Origin of the sequence: Frankia sp. AiPs1, from assembly GCF_023716945.1 — a bacterium.
Taxonomy (GTDB): Bacteria; Actinomycetota; Actinomycetes; order Frankiales; family Frankiaceae; genus Frankia.
The window spans coordinates 1-1303 of the sequence record NZ_JAMQQF010000961.1 but is presented as its reverse complement, the minus strand read 5'-3'; the positions used below and the strand labels follow the sequence as shown (position 1 = coordinate 1303).

The 1303-nt window shown below is 74.7% G+C and carries 2 protein-coding genes; both read left to right on the top strand.

Annotation, left to right across the window (positions count from 1 at the left end; all coding sequences use genetic code 11):
- On the top strand, positions 1 to 291 hold a 291-nt coding region (locus ND748_RS32185; RefSeq protein WP_251750042.1), incomplete at its 5' end, for a LysM peptidoglycan-binding domain-containing protein.
- A gap of 373 nt (positions 292 to 664) precedes the next feature.
- Positions 665 to 1303, top strand: a 639-nt coding sequence (gene nrdR, locus ND748_RS34810) for a transcriptional regulator NrdR (protein WP_251750041.1), incomplete at its 3' end; no start/stop codon positions are given.

Sequence of the window (1303 nt, the reverse complement as noted above, 5' to 3'; positions counted from 1 at the left end):
GTCGAGCCGCTGCCGCCGCTGCGCCTGACCCGCCGCGGCCGGGTGGTCGTGGTCGCCGTCGTCGCGCTGGCGATCGCCGCCGTGTTGGTGCTCGTCCTGCCGCGCGCCTCGATCGCGTGGTCCGGCGAGCCGCCGCGGGGTCACCTGGTCCTCGCCGGGGAGACGCTGTGGGAGATCGCCGTCGCGCTCGACCCCGACGCCGACACCCGCGTCGTCGTGGATCGGCTGATGCGGATCAACCGGCTCCCCTCGGCCGAGCTCACCCCCGGCCAGTTCCTGTGGCTGGGCTGACTCGGCTGGTCGGCCGGTCCACTCCGCCACCGTCCGGTCCCGATCGGCGCTCGGCGGCTCGCCGCCGTGACGGGCCGGTGCCCGGCGGCAGCGGGCGGGTGGGACACCCTCGCGCAGGGTCGTCGCGCCCCCGCGGGCTGATGTCCCGGGTTGACACGCGGGGGGGCCGGTGTCCCCATCACTGGGGCTGTGCGCTAGGTTGGACACAACATCTGGTGCTTACGAAGGTGTAAGTCATCCACAGGTTGATGCACAGGCTTTCCACAGAGGCGCGGGTGTCTGTCCACAGGGGCGGCTTGGCCGTGCGCAGGCGCGGCTCGTCATCCGCCGCGCCGGGCGGTCCGCGCTGGACCGGACGAAGGAGGCGTATCGCGTGCGATGCCCGTTCTGCCGGCATCCGGACAGCCGTGTCGTCGACAGCCGGGAGGCCGAGGAGGGCTCGGCGATCCGGCGGCGGCGATCCTGCCTGTCGTGCGGTCGCCGGTTCACCACCATGGAGGAGGCGTCGCTGCGGGTGCTCAAGCGCAGCGGCGTGGCGGAGCCGTTCAGCCGCGCGAAGGTGATCACCGGCGTGCGCAAGGCCTGCCAGGGCCGGCCGGTGCGCGACGACGATCTCGCTCTGCTGGCTCAGCGGGTGGAGGACGCCGTGCGCTCCTCGGGCTCGGCGGAGGTCCCCGCGGAGGCGATCGGCCGGGCGATCCTCGGCCCGCTCCGCGAGCTCGACGAGGTGGCCTACCTCCGCTTCGCCTCGGTGTATCTGGCCTTCGAGTCGCTCGGCGACTTCGAGAACGCGATCGCGGCGCTGCGGGCCGAGACCTCCGGCGCCCGCCGCGGTGGCGAGTCGGACGATCTCGACGACCTTGTGGGCCTCGACGACCTCGGCCAGCCGGGTGAGCCGGCCGGCGGTCCCGTCGGTGGAGCGCTTACCGACCGCCCCGGTGCCGACCCGTCGCAGCGGGCCGGTCCCACCGGCCCCCCACCCGGCGGGCGGCGAGCCGACGCGGACACCGCG